Source organism: Shewanella sp. UCD-FRSSP16_17 (assembly GCF_001675935.1).
Lineage (GTDB): Bacteria > Pseudomonadota > Gammaproteobacteria > Enterobacterales > Shewanellaceae > Shewanella > Shewanella japonica.
This window is the reverse complement of sequence record NZ_LZFV01000035.1, coordinates 49,172-64,377: the sequence shown is the minus strand read 5'-3', so window position 1 is coordinate 64,377 and position 15,206 is coordinate 49,172. Positions and strand designations below refer to the sequence as shown.

Annotated in this window: 13 protein-coding genes; all 13 read right to left on the bottom strand. The window is 41.8% G+C overall.

Annotation, left to right across the window (positions count from 1 at the left end; genetic code table 11):
• Nucleotides 1–125 precede the first annotated feature (125 nt).
• A complete protein-coding gene (locus A9267_RS14180) occupies nucleotides 126–4,724 on the bottom strand; it encodes a DUF6701 domain-containing protein (RefSeq protein WP_065110025.1) in 4,599 nt (1,532 codons plus the stop codon).
• A 25-nt stretch (nucleotides 4,725–4,749) separates the two neighbouring features.
• The gene (locus A9267_RS14175) at nucleotides 4,750–5,229 is read right to left on the bottom strand and encodes an MSHA biogenesis protein MshP (protein WP_065109635.1); all 480 of its coding nucleotides are present in this window, start codon (nucleotides 5,227–5,229) and stop codon (nucleotides 4,750–4,752) included.
• A complete protein-coding gene (locus tag A9267_RS14170; protein ID WP_065109634.1) occupies nucleotides 5,219–6,076 on the bottom strand; it encodes a PilW family protein in 858 nt (285 codons plus the stop codon). Before A9267_RS14170 ends, A9267_RS14175 begins: the two co-directional genes overlap by 11 nt.
• Nucleotides 6,076–6,579 carry a type IV pilus modification PilV family protein gene (locus A9267_RS14165; RefSeq protein WP_065109633.1) on the bottom strand — a complete coding sequence of 168 codons (504 nt, stop codon included), beginning with the start codon at nucleotides 6,577–6,579 and terminating at the stop codon, nucleotides 6,076–6,078. Before A9267_RS14165 ends, A9267_RS14170 begins: the two co-directional genes overlap by 1 nt.
• Nucleotides 6,569–7,066 carry a type II secretion system protein gene (locus A9267_RS14160; RefSeq protein WP_065109632.1) on the bottom strand — a complete coding sequence of 166 codons (498 nt, stop codon included), beginning with the start codon at nucleotides 7,064–7,066 and terminating at the stop codon, nucleotides 6,569–6,571. Before A9267_RS14160 ends, A9267_RS14165 begins: the two co-directional genes overlap by 11 nt.
• Nucleotides 7,067–7,256: 190 nt before the next feature.
• Complete coding sequence (locus tag A9267_RS22170) at nucleotides 7,257–7,745, bottom strand: type II secretion system protein (protein ID WP_065109631.1); 489 nt, start codon at nucleotides 7,743–7,745, stop codon at nucleotides 7,257–7,259.
• A 202-nt stretch (nucleotides 7,746–7,947) separates the two neighbouring features.
• Nucleotides 7,948–8,472, bottom strand: coding sequence for a type II secretion system protein (locus A9267_RS14150; protein WP_055022914.1), 525 nt, complete (start codon nucleotides 8,470–8,472; stop codon nucleotides 7,948–7,950).
• Nucleotides 8,473–8,649: 177 nt separating this feature from the next.
• The gene (locus tag A9267_RS14145; protein WP_055022915.1) at nucleotides 8,650–9,255 is read right to left on the bottom strand and encodes a prepilin-type N-terminal cleavage/methylation domain-containing protein; all 606 of its coding nucleotides are present in this window, start codon (nucleotides 9,253–9,255) and stop codon (nucleotides 8,650–8,652) included.
• A gap of 137 nt (nucleotides 9,256–9,392) precedes the next feature.
• On the bottom strand, nucleotides 9,393–9,917 hold the full coding sequence (locus tag A9267_RS14140; RefSeq protein WP_065109630.1) for a hypothetical protein: 525 nt from the start codon (nucleotides 9,915–9,917) through the stop codon (nucleotides 9,393–9,395).
• Between the two features lie 7 nt (nucleotides 9,918–9,924).
• A complete protein-coding gene (locus A9267_RS14135; RefSeq protein WP_055022917.1) occupies nucleotides 9,925–11,139 on the bottom strand; it encodes a type II secretion system F family protein in 1,215 nt (404 codons plus the stop codon).
• A gap of 2 nt (nucleotides 11,140–11,141) precedes the next feature.
• The gene (locus tag A9267_RS14130; RefSeq protein WP_065109629.1) at nucleotides 11,142–12,896 is read right to left on the bottom strand and encodes a GspE/PulE family protein; all 1,755 of its coding nucleotides are present in this window, start codon (nucleotides 12,894–12,896) and stop codon (nucleotides 11,142–11,144) included.
• Complete coding sequence (locus A9267_RS14125) at nucleotides 12,893–14,266, bottom strand: tetratricopeptide repeat protein (RefSeq protein ID WP_065109628.1); 1,374 nt, start codon at nucleotides 14,264–14,266, stop codon at nucleotides 12,893–12,895. Before A9267_RS14125 ends, A9267_RS14130 begins: the two co-directional genes overlap by 4 nt.
• A complete protein-coding gene (locus A9267_RS14120) occupies nucleotides 14,263–15,195 on the bottom strand; it encodes an ExeA family protein (protein ID WP_065109627.1) in 933 nt (310 codons plus the stop codon). Before A9267_RS14120 ends, A9267_RS14125 begins: the two co-directional genes overlap by 4 nt.
• Nucleotides 15,196–15,206: the final 11 nt, after the last annotated feature.

Here is a 15,206-nt window from a genome sequence, read left to right as displayed (position 1 = left end):
GCAAAAAAACAGCAGCATGTTTAAGGCAATCTAGTGTCAAAAAAACGCGCTTTCAACATTTTTTGACATAGTGAACGACCTCACGCTCAATACTGACTCATAACCACTCGGCTTCTACTTGCCTATTAACGTTTTTCACGCCAATAGATAATTCGATCGTGACCACGATAACGGCCAAAATAAGCACTGGCTCTTGGATCATATAATGTCGTCGTTGAAGCATTATCCCAGTTCCAATACCACTGTAACCATTCAGGCACGATAAGTGGTGCTGTGACTTGCCCACGATAGTCAGCAGCAGTTCCAGTAATAACCGCATTCCAAAGCAAAGTAAATTCACCTGCAACGAACATCGAAGATTGCCCAGTTCTAACAATGGTTTGCCCAGATGTTAAACTAGGCTCGAATTGATAGCCTAATGCTGAATCATCGACTTGTGTAGCTAAAGCAGGTGTCACCGTGGAGCAGTTATCCAGAATATTCACACTCCAATCAGCGCCGTCCCAATACTCTGCACGAGTGGGCATTTGCAAGGTATCATTTTCTGCACCATAGGTATTATCCATCACCACTCGACCATGTCGAAAACGTTGGGTTGTGATTTGCTTAGCATCGCAATTGCTACCACAGCTACCAGCAGTAGCAGCATTCATGTCAGGATCTGCCACAAAGCTATTATCGCCATCGTTATCGACCATAACCACACCGATATCCATGTCTTCAAATGGCCCATCTTTATTAGGGGCAGCCAATCGGGATAAGCTGGCCATGTAACTGCTATCAACTGTGGCCACTCCAGCACTCCATGAACTAGCAGATACTGGTAAAGCACTTAAACGATTTCGCTTATCATCACCATCATTACTGTTTTCCCCGACCAATATCGCCGTGGCAAAAGCAAAGTCGCCTTGATAGTTTTCCGTGACATCTGAGCCAATGTTAAATGCAGAAATATTCATCGCCATTGAAAAAGGCTGATCCATATAATTAAATACAGTACACGCTGGTAATACGCTAACACCACTAATCGCAAACCTATCGGGTATAAAGCGGCCTATATTACCTGAGCTAGCCAATGGAATATCATAAAAGCTCGAGCCTAAATAACTTGAATCTGACTTAACGGTAAACTCAAATACACCCACTTCACTGATTGATTGAGTAATCGTGTTGCTGTTATTTGCTGCTGCAAGATGATCATAACTGCTTAAGCCAATATCACCTTCGATACCTGGAGATGGTGCTACAAGGGAACTTGCGAGTGTCATTCCTGCATGAGCATAATTTGGTGTTGCAAGGTTATCGCAATAATCGCTATCTCCATCTGACTCCCACGCCATACCTTGAATCGTTAATTCAAACTCTTCGCCCGCTTTTTTATAAACGGCGCAAGTCTGATTTCCGGCAGGACAACTCGCAGCAGCATCAACTGGGCTAACACATAATCCGACAGGGAAGCTGACAAATGTGTCAGCCCCGACCATAACAAGGCCATCCTCAGCACCTGTTCCGTCGTATTGCGCGTTAAGTTGGATAGCGCCCGCATCAGGGTAATTCACGTCAATTTCTGCAACACCATTGCTGTCAAAATCCAAATTAATTGGCGTTCGTGTGCCAACACTTGTACCGATACTCGTTGCAGTACCAGACCCTGTCACAGAGACATTTTGGCCTGAGATAACGGTACTAGGCTCTATATAATCACTCCAGAATCCCACGCTCTTGGTAACATCGGCAAATTGAGGAACACACTCCAGCGTTTCGCTATCTTTCTCTACTGCGGAGATATTTATCATCCCAGTGGGTTTATTCGCTAATTTATCCGGCACATCAAAAATAAAGCCACTATCTGCAAAATTAAACGTACATTGTGCAGCCGTAGGAGTATTACCTGCGATACTACATAAAGTGGTACTGAATGGTTTGGCTCCAGGGGTTGAACCTGTTACATCCACAGTCACTGAACCAGCGGTATTATTTCTTAACTCTAAATTGGTACTTCCACCACTAAAGCTAACGACGTTACCGCCAATCCAGCCGCCACCAGTAGCTATTGTTGCAGGACTCAATGTTGCAGTAACAAAGTCCGGAACTGTTTGAGTACAGTCTGCATTCGCACAAGCTTTTAATGTCATAGGCTCTGCATTACAGGTTAAGGCTGCACCTGTATGAGTGAATTCAAAATGGTCAATGACAACCCCTATTGGGTTGGAATCAAGCGCACAAATTTCAACATTATCAATTTCATGGTTATTAGTTGCCCCGCCAGTAGAACCTGTTAATGAAAGTAAAAAATCAGTAGGGACAGCTGACTGATTAGGTTCTAATGCAGCATCAAAAGGAGAAATGAGCATTTCGTAGCCATTGCCAGTGTCACGCTCAACACTGACCATTGATTGGCCAGCGACCTGAGAATCAACGGTTATACGGTAACGATGATTTGCATTTTCATTATTATCAACCGTAGGCGATAAACAACCTCCACTAGGGTTATCTTGCCCATTATTACAGGTACCACGTAGATAATCGTAACCACTAGTCCCCGAACCTGAGCCACGAACTGCTACAGACTGCTGTCTTCTACCAGGTCCACCAGGGCCTCCTTCGGTAGAAAAGTTACCATACTCATCAATACCAAAACCTAACCAACCGCCCGCAAAACCGTCGACATTCGAACGAGCACCGTAGCCTAATGGACCACCATATGAACCAGGCTGAGGAGTAATTGAAGCATCAGATAACACAAAAGCGATACCATCAGCACCACTACCCCCATAGGCATAATGATCAAACTCAATGGTCACTAAGTTTCCTGCGGCAGGGAAAAGTCGCTGATATGTCGAAGACGTAGCCTGATTTCCAGCAGCTTCGGTTATCCGAAGTCGGTTATTCACAATAGTAGGAATAAACCCACCGCGACTTTCTGAGACCACCCAATCTTCACCCACATCACTGCGTTGAAAATCATCATTAAAACAAGTTAACACCTGTTCTTCTTTTTCTAAGGCGATAAAACTATAGTTTTCCCAAATATGACCACGATCAGAATCTCGATAGGTATCTTCATCGTTAACCATACTTACAAGGTCATTCGTTAACTGACACCGTCTTAACCAACCACCATCACCGCCACGGCGACTGTTTTTTCCTGCGACAAAGATGGGGGGATTAGTAAACCCTTCAAGCGCAGTCGTAAAGCCGCATTGGTAACTTAGGTCTTGAACACTACCTGCGGTAAAAGTCTGCGCTTGTCCGAAATGATAATTGAGGTTTTCACTGTTTAATACAATTGAGCCACTGCCTGATTGCAAGCTCAAATAAGCAACCGTTTCCGCCTGAATCTGATTATTATTTAAATTATCTGGCTGGCACCGACTGTTATTACTCCTGACTTCAGAAGTATCCATCGCTAAACGGATCCCTGTATTGTTAAATTGCGACAAGCTCGTCAACCAACAATCATTTACCTGAGTTTGCAATTGATTCAACACAACATTCTGTGTGCTTGGTAACGCCACATTAACGTATTGACTATTGGAGCCAATCAGAGCGGTATCAAGCTCTACTGTTCCTGCGATAAGCTGAGTACCATTGGATAAATCATGGGTTCCCGCATTCACCGCAACCCAGTGAATTTCTGTCATATCTACAGATTCAACATAACGACTTGCGGGTGACGGAGACTCCTGTTGAGACCAACTAAAACCGGTTGTCGTCGGTGTGCCATCTAAAAATACAGAAGCTGGGCCATCACTATTAGTATTCGTTTGCTCGATAGTCGGCATTAAAAAAACAAGAGGCGTAACACCGTCAGGAAAAGCCGTATCAAAAGTCACGCTACCAGAGGTGGATTTACCATATTGAATATGAAAAGAAACTACTGGTTCAATGGGTTCATTTATCCGTCCATCAGCATTCATGACTAGATACTTTGAAGTGACTCGTCCATTAATATCGCCTGAATTGATGGTAATTCTATTTTCACTATAAACATCTGCATTAATGGTACCCGGAATAGATTGACCATCTAGGTTTTTAGAATTAAGGGTTAGGTCATTATAAGTAATAACCTGTACTCCTGATTCAGCGAGCGAGTTAATTGTTCCACCATTAATTTGAGAACCATTATCAATAAAAATTCTTACTGAACCACTAGTTACTATTTTACTTGGTGCATCTAATTGTAAGGAACCAATCCAATAGTCACCTTCAGGAAAGTTTAGAACTGACCCGCCACCAGCTCGTATAGAGTTAAAGCGGTATTCTGAATTACTACTGGTAAAGGTCACTGTACAGTCAGAAAAAAAACTTAACTGATTAAACTGAGTATCACCAGAGTTGCCAAGGGTAATATTATCTCCTGAATTACAAAAACCAATACTGCCTGCAGAGCCATTACTACTTTTAAAGGCTTGATTACCATTCATCTTTAAACCACGAATAGAACTGCCTGAAATTGAACATGCCCTACTTCCGCCAGCTGCAGTATCACAACTGTCATTTGGGACGCTATTCGTGTTAATGGAACAATATGATAAATCAGCACCATTTGTGCCACTGATACTAGAGCCAGAATAAATTGTTAATTGCGGACTATTGATATTATTACAGCCACTTCCGTTTTCAGAGTGATGTCCCTGCGCAACAGCAGGCCAAATTGCTGACTCGTCGATATCATCAAAAGCAAAAACATTGAATGAAATAATGAGGAAGTTTATTGCCATAAAGGCTTTTAGTAACTGAAGTTTATTAATTACCACGAGCTTCAACCTCCACTTGACGATTGACCCTTAAACAACTTGTCGTTGCAGCATTACCCGCACAGTCACCTGTTTCACACACAGCATTACTAATAATTTGATATTGTGTTACTCCGTCAACACTAATAGGTGTGCAAGTTACCGTGACACTGCAACCATGAAATCCGACAGAGTTAGGCGGTGTCCAAGTTGAATTAGCGCTACATACACCAACAGCACCAGAGAGCGGAAATAACTTTGCTAGCTCTGCATCTGCTGCACTATTGGCACTAAACAAAGCCCTCGCCCCCCAAACTTCCACATTTACAGAAGCATCGCCATCCTCAAGCATCCGAATCAAAGTGCCTGCTAATAAAAACATCACAATAATGACAAAAACCGCAATAACTAATGCACTGCCTTTTTGCTTGCTCGCACCAAGATTTACATATTGCTGTGGTTTTCGATTAAGTCGATAGTTATGGGACATTGGTCACCTGCACTTGATGCTGATATTTAAACGTTTCCCCATTCACACTAAAGCGTGGTTCAAGGTGGACTATCGCATTCGTCATTAAATTCTGCTCAGTGACTTTAATCGCCGGTTCAACTAACAAATTATTGGTAATATTTTCAGCCATTAATACCCCAGTTCCCATACTTGATGGCACTGGTTGGCTAATGAAATAACCATAGTTGGCATAACGATATAGATTGACAACCGAAGAGTTAATTGCGCTTTCAAAACAATAGCTCACAGGCTCATTAGCAAAATAGATTCGTTTAATAGGCGACTCTTCAGCAAATTGAACCGAACTTGCAAACGTTAGTGTGATTTTGTCTGCTGCAGAACTACTCGATTGCACTTCAAAACGTTTATTTCGGCTCGCTTGATAGATATCGTTAACGCCGCCAATACTTTCATTCGCTAGAGGGTAAACAATCGCAAACACGCCTGACGCCACATTAATATTATTATCAACAATGGTGCCTGTCGTTGATGATGTATCTGGATAAATAGGCAAATCTAAATAGCTACTGCTTGCCTCAATCGGAAGCAATTCAATACACTGAAAAATACCTAAATTGGCCGTCCTAATTCTGACACTGTTGGGGACTGAATTGCGTATATCCCTCGTCATTCTTTCCATAGCAAATCGGCTTTGCCCCAAGACTTGGTCAATTGAGCTCGACTCAACAAAAATACGTGTTCCGAATATGACGAAACTGCTGACCCCAACCACTAAAATCCCCAAAATGATAATAACGGTCACCATTTCAACTAGGGTAAAACCCGCTTGCTTCATCTTCGAATAACGCTTGCCATTTTGCTTCATTAATAATTACTCCTTACCGCTTGGTAAGTAATAACTTCGCTTGAAGGCGTAGTGACATCAATGGTAATCAGCTTTTGCGCTTGACCATTTACGTATTCCACATTGACAGACATCTGATAGCCAATATAAACATCTGCATAGGTCTGGCTAGAATCAAGCATGGTGCTGTTAATGTTGAGTCCGTGATAATCGTCGACATCATTAAAGTCATTGCGATTTTCGCCATTAGGTCCAAGTGTAGAAGAGCAACTGGCACCTAAAGGGGAATTACACGCTGGAATACCGCCATTAGAGTTCGTGTTTTCATCAAAACGTTTACCCCAGATTTCATTCATCACTGAATGAGCAAGTTCAGCAGAGCGAACCCGTGATAATGTATCAACAGCCCGATCAGCCTGTGGCAATAACATCGACGTCAACATAACGATGGCAATACTAAGCACCAGCATGCCAATAACAAGCTCAATTAACGTAAACCCTCCGCCTCGACATTTATAAACCATGAATATATCCCTCGGATTCCATGGCTATAGTGAGGCTTTCATCAGCAACAACGACAAAGCAACTACCAGTACAAGCCAATGTTGAGCGGCCTAAATTATCGAAATCCATGCTAAAGCTGGTACTGGAATTACTCGCAAGCTCAATATACGCACCACCATTAAAGGTTTGCTTTAGATCGGTTCGTATCAGCTGGGCTGGGACACACCCCGCAAACGACGCATTAATGTTATGACTATAGGTTGTTAATTGATAACCGTCTGAATCGACAGTGATGCGATAACACCGATCACTGTTATTAAGCGCTTTAATTTGAACCTGCCTCAGTTCACTTATAAATTCATTTCTCAAAGTGTAGGCACTGTAACTCGATTCAGGTATCAGTTTGGGTATGACGAACACAGCAAGAATCCCTACAATTAAAATCGTAGTGACTAGCTCAATAAGTGAAAAGCCTGAAGCGTATCGTTTACTCTGATTGTGCTGCATCCGAACGGTTAACGCCTTTTATTACATTTTCCTATACACAGTATGGCAAAATATAACATAAACGTCTTGATATCCTTTATTAAAAATACTTTTTAGCAATGATGTTTCAAAGGTAACAACACGACATAGAGGAGAATATTTCAGACAATAAAAAAGGYCTGCATGCAGACCTTTTATTTACAAACGAATGTTAGCAGTCAGCCGCTGTAGGCATAGGTAAAAAACCACCATTACCGTCAGAAATACCACTTGAGAAAGTTGGAGTACTTCCTGATGTTTGCGCTTCGGTATATTCAATATAACAATTAGTTGGTGCATCTTTTTGCTGAATTTTCACCGTACCGCCTGTTCCTGTAATATCCCAGTCGTCAGTAGACATATCAACCGCTTTAATAAGTTCATCGGCATCACCTTCAGCATAGCCAAAAACTGTCACCAAATTACTGCTTGCGCCAATATCAACAGAGCCAGGATCTTTCTTTTCTTCACCAGCTAAAGCCGCTTTTGAATAAACTAAACTATTGGCACTTTGAATAGCAGCTTTCGCACCTTGCAATGTGGAAACTCGAGCATCACCTTGTAAATTGATAAATTTAGGTGCTGCGGTCACAGCCAAGATCCCTAAAATAATGATCACCACGACTAACTCAATAAGTGTAAAACCTTGTTGCTTTTGCATTTGAAAACCTTCACTAAAAAGTAGAACAACGACAGCTCTTGTTGACACTATAATTAATGTTCATGAGCATATTCTTTTATCAAGGTAATGTTATCATTCCGTTGATTTATAGTGTGTTACCGACAGCACAAAAGTGTTTTAAAACCTGATATTTAGACACAAAAAAGCCCGCAATAATGCGGGCTTAAATTTCTGACAGCGATTAACAGTTATCAGGATCTGTAACTGCTACAAATGAAGGTAAAACTGTAGTGCTTGTTGCTTGTGTGTACGTTAAAGTACACGTTGCTGGAGCACCAACTTGCCAAATAGTAACTGTCGCAGCAGCAGTACCTGGGAAAATAGTCCAATCTCCACCATTATCAGTCACTACAGTAGGATCTGTTGCACTAGTACCAATATTGAATGTCACATCAGTTGCATTTTCAATTTCATCTAAAAAGCTTTGTAGGTAACCATACTGAGTCACTGCATCAGTACCAGTTCCAATATCAACAGCTGGCGGAGTAGTATCATTGTATGCTTTTTTCTCTTCACCAGCTAAAGCTGCTTTTGAGTAAACTAAAGTGTTGGCACCTTGAATAGCAGCTTTCATACCCGCTAACGCAGATACACGAGCATCACCTTGAAGGTTAATAAATTTAGGTGCTGCAGTTACCGCTAAAATACCCAAGATGATGATAACGACAACTAACTCAATTAATGTAAAACCTTGTTGCTTTTGCATAATGTAGACCCTTTATTTAAATCAAATATGTGAATTTTGTACATCTGTTCATTTGTAAAATGCCCACTCAACATTCCATATTTTGTGGTTGTTTTTCGAGCCGCTATATTGCGACTTTAATTGTTACTCTTCGTTGGTCAATGTTGAAAACCTTCATTGACAAACAATTAATAAAATCTAGTCATTGCTGAAACTAAGCACTTGCCCAGTACCAGGGTTATATGTCACACCCTTCGCACCTGCAGTAGACAAGTCAGGAGCGGGTGAAGGAACGCCGGAATTTTGATTTAATGTTAAAGACGCTACTTGGTGGTAAACACATAAGTCAATTCCAGTGACGGTTGTGCCATCAATAGACGTGGCTGAACCGCCAACCCCATTTTGCACTCTGACCGTGTAGCGTTGCTCACGAGCATCTTCATTGTAAATCACGTTACGAGGCGCACTTTGTAAAACGTTATTAAACACTTCTTGGCACGTAGCATCTGTCATAGCGGTGACATCAGTATTACTTGTTCCTGTAGGGAAACCAAATCGCGTGTCTAATGACACCACTGTGCCGTCTAAAATAACGGACGTATTGCGGCGACCATCAACTTCCCACTGAGCACGTACAAAGCCAACTGCTGTTGCGAGTCCACCAGCAACACCATCAATACTGGCATTTTGCGCATCTTCAGTAACATTTAAAAAACGTGGTATTGCTGTTGCGGCTAATAAACCGAGAATAACAATAACAATAACCAGCTCGATTAATGAAAAGCCTTGCTGTCTTAATTTCATATCTAAAATACCTATTTTACGCCTTACAAACATTGAATAAACATCTCAGCAGTAAGACCATTGTTACCTAGCTAAAGCTTATATGTAAACAAATTTTAGCATCATTTCTACATTTAAACAGTTGTAATAGTTAAATTTTAATCACTGCCTTCTAAAAAAATCACTCGCCCAGAGCTTGCTTGATAGCTGATGCTGCCACTTTGCTCTGTGGTAAAGCGACAAATTTCTGGCTCTTTTTGATAAAAAACATCAGCTTTAATGTCATGCAAATCACTTGCCATTAGCTGTTGCCATAATGCCCTACAACCTGCTTCATCACTCGAGTTTAATAGCGGCCACCCCTGAGGCGACATCTGAATAATGTTATTTTGAGGCTGAACCTTAACCTCATCAAGCTGTCGATTTGCTGAACCAACACCTGTATCTTCCCAACTGAGTTTAAGTGCGCTGGGCCTGCCCTGGCTTAGCCATTGGCTTTTCACCATAGCCAACACATATAACAGGCGGCTATGCTCAAGCTGTAGCCCCTTTGTTCCAATACTTTCAACACTCGAAAAGTGCTTACTGGCGATAACGGCCATAATAACCAAGACTAAGGTTAACGTAATAATACGCCCGTAGGTTCTTAGGAGATCGCTTTCTGACTTCTGTTGTTTTTGCATTTTGCAATCAACCCTTAACAACGTTCAGCATATCCCACATAGGTAAGTAAATACCTAGTGCTAGGATCAATACGATACATGCTACAAATCCGATTAAAATCGGTTCTAACTTTGCTGTTAAGTTTTTTAAGTCGTAATCAACTTCCCCTTCGTAAAAATCTGCGGCGTCATTCAACAGCTGATCGATTTGCCCAGTTTCCTCACCTACAGCCACCATTTGCAAAACTAACGGAGTAAACAGTCCACTTTGGTTAGATACCCGCAGCATTGATTCACCTGATTCAATACCTCGACGCATTGCCACAATTCGGTCGTGCATATAGCTATTATCAACGGCATCGGCAACCAAGCTTAACGCTTGGGTCATAGGCACACCTGCTCCCAACATCATCGAAAAACTTCGGCAATACCGAGAAAGCGTTGAACGTTCAATAATTGAGCCTACAGCTGGGATATGCAGTTTCCACCGGTCCCATTGTCGCTCACCTTTTTCTGTATGATGCCAATATCTAATCCCAATAATTGCACCAACCACAGCAACTAACATGACATGCCAATAATTTACGAATACATTTGAAGTGGTGATTAAAATTTTTGTTGCCCAAGGTAAGTCAGCGCCAAACCGTGAAAACATATCTGCAAACTTGGGGATGACCATGATATTGAGGATCACCATGGCGATGGTAATCGCAATTAATACAAAAATAGGATAACGCATTGCCGATTTTATTCGACGTCGAGTCTCTTGTTCACGTTCTATATAGCTAGATAATTGAATAAATGCATCTTCCAGCTTACCGGTATTTTCACCCACATGAACCATCGAGATAAACAATGAATCGAACACATCTTGGTGTTGGTTCATTGCCGCAGAAAGGGGCCTACCAGACGTTAATTGCTCTGAGATATCATTTAAAGCATCTTTCATTCGCTGAGAATGCGTGGTTTCAGCTAACCCCGCTATCGCCCGCAGAATTGGAATGCCAGATCGAGTCAATGAATACATCTGTCTGGTAAAAATTTGCAACTCTTCAAGCGAGACTTTGCTTGCAAAAAGGCTACCCAATTTAAATGGCTGAGATTGTTTAACTTCACGCAGCTCAAGGGGAATGATGCCTCGAGACATCAAAGCATCAGCAGCACTACTTTCATTTGCTGATTCAATAAAGGCTTCTACGGCTGCGCCTTGATTGTTCCGACCTCGATACCGGTAAGTTGGCATACTTAGCTCCCCATACCCATATCTGCAGGCAGGGTTTCAGTGCCTGGTATTTCACTGACATCTTCTACCAATTTGGCAACTTCCTCGATGGTTGTCATGCCGTTATAAAGGTACTCAAAGGCCGAGTCAGCTAATGGCACAAAGGTCGGACTTTTTTGCGCAGCACGAGCAAAGTCTTGCGGGTTTCCTGTACGCATGGCATCGACCATATCGTCATCAAGTTCAAGGATTTCAAAAATACCAATACGACCACGATAACCCGAACCGTTACAGCTTTGACAACCTGTCCCTATTTTATAACTCGCAGCACTAAAATCTTTTTTAGCAACCGTGTTTATCCAGGCTAATTCTGAACTTGTAGGTTGATGATCCGTCATACAATTTGAACATACACGCCTAACGAGTCGCTGGGCAATAATCACTCTTAATGCACTCGCAACCAAATAGCTTGCCGCCCCCATATCCAGTAAACGTAATGCACTGGTAATCGCATCATTGGTATGCAAGGTTGATAATACAAAGTGACCGGTTAATGCTCCCCTTAACCCAATTTCTACCGTTTCTTGGTCACGCATCTCACCGACCATGATGATATCGGGATCTTGACGAAGCGTTGTTCTTAATACGCTAGAGAAATTCAAACCAATTTTATGGTTAACTTGTACTTGGTTAATGCGAGGTAACTGATACTCGACCGGATCTTCAACAGTAATAATTTTCGTATCAGGCGTATTTAGCTCACTTAAAATGCCATATAAGGTTGTGGTTTTACCGCTACCTGTTGGCCCTGTTACCAAGAGCATGCCGTGAGGACGTCTAATCTGTTTTCTGATCCGTTGCAAAATATGATCAGGCATACCCGTTTCATTTAACGTCAGTAGGCCGGCTGATTGATCTAGTAAACGCATCACCACAGATTCACCATGATAAATTGGCATGGTAGACATACGAATATCAATCTTATGGCCTTTGATTTCAATATGAAAACGGCCATCTTGTGGCATTCTTTTTTCTGAAATATCCAAACCAGCCATTAACTTCAAACGCAGCACCAGTGCGGAAGCAATATTAACTTCATCTAAGGTATTTTCATGCAGCTGGCCATCAATACGTTGGCGTATCCGTAATACTTTTTCACCTGGCTCAATATGAATATCCGAAGCACGCATTTGTACTGCATCTTCAAAAATTGACTGCAATAACTTAACCACGGTGGTTTCGTTATCGCTATCGCTGTCAGTAATGCTCGCCAAATCAAACATGTCATCAGCGGCATATTCTTCTTCAAGCTCACCTGCAATTTTGGCAATTTCACCAGTACGACGATATAAGTTATCGAAAGCATCCAGTAATTGTTGCTCAGGCGTCACCGCAATAGTAATTTTCTTTGGTGCTACGAACACTTCTAAATTATCGATAGCCTGTAAGTCTGCAGGATCACTCATGGCCAGTGTGACCGTATCTTCAGTGGCCTTAACCACAAGCGCACGATAGCGTCTAGCCTGCACTTCAGGAATAAGGTTGACGACTTCAGAAGGAATCGATAAACGGCTTATGTCTAAATACGGCAGGTTTAATTGCTGAGATAAAAACTTGAGCAATTGATCTTCTGTAATACAGTGCAAATCAATTAATGTGCGTCCCAATTTCTTACCTGAGTTTCGTTGCTCAGATAAAGCCTGGGTTAATTGGTCATCAGTAATAATGTGTTCTTGAACGAGAAGATCGCCTAAACGCATTTTTAATTTTGGTTTCATTGGCTACCTTCAAGTTGAATTAATCGTTGTTCTATATACGTCATAGCACCAGTTGATAAGCCTCGATAAGATAACGCTTTACGGTAAGTCTCTGCCGCCTCTTTATATGCTTGTTGTGAATCGAGTGCATATGCTAATCCCATCCACCAACGCGCTTGTGAAGGCTCCAGTCCGACTAATGAGCGATATGCCGACTCAGCCAATTCAAATTGGCCATTTTTCTGGGCAATATCACTTTGTAAAATCCATTTATCCCTTGCCCACTCGCTGTTATCACTCACTCCTGATAAGGTGATTAATGCTTTATCAGGGCTAAATGACGCATTCTCAACTTTGGCTTTTAAAATAGCTAATTCCACTTCCTCAGGAAATTGAACCACGCCTTGTGCCAAAATCTGCTCAGCTCGCCCCAAATTATTAAGCGCGTAATACAAAGATGCTAACTGCTTTCTTGCTTGATGCATTGATGGCTCTAACATCAATGCTTCGTAATAGTATTTAATGGCTCTATCTACTTTTTGCTGCTGCTCTGCAACCTCTGCAATATCAAATTTCTTTTGTGCAAGCTCTGCATTAGATAACACTACCTCAGTGACAGCCATGCTGCCCTTATTCGCTGTCGCGCTAACGCGATTTCTTGCCGTTGTTCTCGTTGGCTTTGATTCATTGATTGTAACGACATTATTAGCCGTTTCTTTTTGGTTATCAGCGACAATGGCCGAACTGCGAGTGTTTTGGCTAAACCTGACTTGTACTGAACCTGAATCATTGGTTTGAGTTTGCTCGACCTTATTTACTTTTACTGCCCTATCAATATCTTGCTTGCTTTCATTTTTCGTAATTTCCACCGCCGCGATGTCAGTACTTTTTGGTTTTACATCCCTATCGACGACACTTTCCTCTTCGGCTATCTTGTCGTCATCTTGTTTCATGGCATCAGTAGGTTCATTAGATGAAAATGACGCATCCGCTATCGCTGACTGGCTCAGCGAGATAGATTCATCACTGCTTTTTACTGCCGTAACCATAGGCTGATCATCAGCTAAATTCTCATTAGGGTTAGCCACTACTGAAGCATTGTTGTTAACCCGTTCAGGTGTCAATGGCTGCAATTTTTGCAGCTGCATTCCCTGTCGATACAGCATTATGCCTAACAAAGCTACCGCGACTAACATCAGTACCGACATCAGCAAGCTTTTGTTAGAAGAGCTTGCACTGTGAGTAGTCGTCCCTTTTGCCATATTAACTTGACTAGTAAACTGTACTTCAGGTCGCTGAAATCCGTTGGCCTCTGCGCCTTGTGGACTCTCATCAGAATGTTGTTGCTGACGCTTATCCAAATCTTTTAATACTTTATTAATGACGCTCATATTGACTCTCTTAACATCGATACCCAATCAACATCAGCGACATATAGCATCGCCAGTGAAGCGCATAAAAGTAGTAATAAAAAAATCCATCGTTCTTGTTGCTGAGCAGACGGCAAGGGTTCAGCATCTTCTGTATCCACAATGGCCGCTTTACAATGCTTTGTATGAACTCGAGTTTCACCCTCTGCGAAACAAAGTAACAGCGCTTTATTAGTAATCACATTCACCAAACGAGGAACCCCTCGCGCTGCAGCGGCAATAAGTTTCACATCTTTGTCATTAAACAATGAATGACCTTGATAACCAGCAACGGACAACCTGTAGTCGATATAGGCTTGGATTTCATCCCACGCTAGTGGTCTTAATTTATAACTAAAGGTGATTCTTTGTTTTAGTTGCCTTAGCTTATTATCTTCAAGTCGTTCATCTAATTCAGGTTGGCCAAACAACACCACTTGAATTAACTTGGTGCTTTCTGTTTCTAGGTTGGTAAATAGCCTTAAAGTTTCCAAACTTTCATTCGGCAAAGCTTGGGCTTCATCCAATACTAAAACGACCTGTAAACCTTGTTGATTAAGCTCAAGTAACCTGCTTTGAATTAAACTCGTTAGCTGTTGCTGGTTTAAGTTCTCATCTAATGAAAGCTCCAACTCTGTCGCTAATGCCCAACGAAGCTCTTCTGGGCTTAAATAGGGGTTTGGCACATATGCGCAATGGTATTGTTCCGGTAAATCATTGAGCAGCTTTCTGCAAATCAATGTTTTACCCGTGCCAACTTCCCCTGTGACTTTAATAAAGCCTTCACCATTCTCAATCGCAGTTTGCAGCACTTGTAATGCTTCAACATGCGGCGTTAACCCAAAAAAGAATTGCGTATTAGGTGTTAACGTAAAAGGTAACTGAGTTAAGCCAAAGTGTTGTTGATACATAGCATTTTCAA

Excerpts from the sequence above, each read along its gene's own strand:
- A9267_RS14180 (WP_065110025.1), bottom strand. The coding sequence starts at position 4,724 with ATGGCAATAAACTTCCTCATTATTTCATTCAATGTTTTTGCTTTTGAT.
- A9267_RS14175 (WP_065109635.1), bottom strand. The coding sequence starts at position 5,229 with ATGTCCCATAACTATCGACTTAATCGAAAACCACAGCAATATGTAAAT.
- A9267_RS14170 (WP_065109634.1), bottom strand. The coding sequence starts at position 6,076 with ATGAAGCAAAATGGCAAGCGTTATTCGAAGATGAAGCAAGCGGGTTTT.
- A9267_RS14165 (WP_065109633.1), bottom strand. The coding sequence starts at position 6,579 with ATGGTTTATAAATGTCGAGGCGGAGGGTTTACGTTAATTGAGCTTGTT.
- A9267_RS14160 (WP_065109632.1), bottom strand. The coding sequence starts at position 7,066 with ATGCAGCACAATCAGAGTAAACGATACGCTTCAGGCTTTTCACTTATT.
- A9267_RS22170 (WP_065109631.1), bottom strand. The coding sequence starts at position 7,745 with ATGCAAAAGCAACAAGGTTTTACACTTATTGAGTTAGTCGTGGTGATC.
- A9267_RS14150 (WP_055022914.1), bottom strand. The coding sequence starts at position 8,472 with ATGCAAAAGCAACAAGGTTTTACATTAATTGAGTTAGTTGTCGTTATC.
- A9267_RS14145 (WP_055022915.1), bottom strand. The coding sequence starts at position 9,255 with ATGAAATTAAGACAGCAAGGCTTTTCATTAATCGAGCTGGTTATTGTT.
- A9267_RS14140 (WP_065109630.1), bottom strand. The coding sequence starts at position 9,917 with ATGCAAAAACAACAGAAGTCAGAAAGCGATCTCCTAAGAACCTACGGG.
- A9267_RS14135 (WP_055022917.1), bottom strand. The coding sequence starts at position 11,139 with ATGCCAACTTACCGGTATCGAGGTCGGAACAATCAAGGCGCAGCCGTA.
- A9267_RS14130 (WP_065109629.1), bottom strand. The coding sequence starts at position 12,896 with ATGAAACCAAAATTAAAAATGCGTTTAGGCGATCTTCTCGTTCAAGAA.
- A9267_RS14125 (WP_065109628.1), bottom strand. The coding sequence starts at position 14,266 with ATGAGCGTCATTAATAAAGTATTAAAAGATTTGGATAAGCGTCAGCAA.
- A9267_RS14120 (WP_065109627.1), bottom strand. The coding sequence starts at position 15,195 with ATGTATCAACAACACTTTGGCTTAACTCAGTTACCTTTTACGTTAACA.